We start from the raw sequence: 844 nt of genomic DNA, 5'->3' as shown, positions 1-844 counted from the left end.
CCTATCAATCCTGAAACCGGCAAACTAATCGATGGTGATATAAAAGCGCAGACCAAACAGTGCTTAGAAAATATCAAAGCCATTGTAGAAAGTATCGATCATGTTATGGACGATGTGGTAAAAATGACCATCCAACTTACAGACATCACGGATATCGATGCGGTAAATGATATTTATAAGACCTTCTTCAATAACGACTTGCCAGCCAGAACAGTGATTGGTGTTGCCGCTATTCCTATGGATGCTTTGATACAGATTGACACTGTCATATCTAATGCCGAGGGTACGCCACCAGCTTGAGAATAGTAATTGTTGATAACAGGACTTTTTAAGAAAAAAGTGCCAGTCATTTCAACGACGGGCACTTTTTTTAGATCTTCCTAGTAATATGAAGAGGGTTTATTTAGAAAAAATGTTATTTAAAAAGGCGAGCTGTTTGAAAAGAGAACGGTTTAAAAAATAATATGATGGCTTTTATAGTCGGCAAGTAACGCTGTATTTACGATCGTTTACTGAGCGGATACTCAGGACGCCAACATTGGCTTTAGTCTGCCATTCGTAGCTGGCTTTAGAGCTTGACTCCTTAACATAACGAGCACCAGAACCTGATACTGCTCGTTTAAGATTAACTCTTTTATTGCGTAAGCCAAGCTTAGGAAGGGTCAAGCTTAAGTTAGCGAATTTGCCATTCGCTGAATAAATAGCAGTCACCTTACTATTATCTTCACAGCTAAAAGCATAAGATTTTTGTATTTGAGGCTTATGCCCACTATGGCCATTATTTATTGGTGCATTAGTCGCACATGCTGCTAATAATAAAATAGTAGGGGTTACAACCAGTAAT

At 38.5% G+C, this 844-nt stretch carries 2 protein-coding genes; one reads left to right on the top strand and one right to left on the bottom strand.

Going from position 1 to position 844, the window contains the following annotated elements; genetic code table 11:
• On the top strand, positions 1–300 hold a 300-nt coding region (locus ACS8FD_RS18655), incomplete at its 5' end, for a RidA family protein (protein ID WP_439276944.1).
• A 174-nt stretch (positions 301–474) separates the two neighbouring features.
• On the opposite strand, the gene ACS8FD_RS18650 is transcribed toward ACS8FD_RS18655, so the two are convergent.
• Positions 475–844, bottom strand: a 370-nt coding sequence (locus tag ACS8FD_RS18650; protein ID WP_439276943.1) for an MliC family protein, incomplete at its 5' end; no start/stop codon positions are given.

Source organism: Psychrobacter sp. 1U2 (genome assembly GCF_051847575.1).
This window is presented reverse-complemented; position numbering and strand designations above follow the sequence as displayed.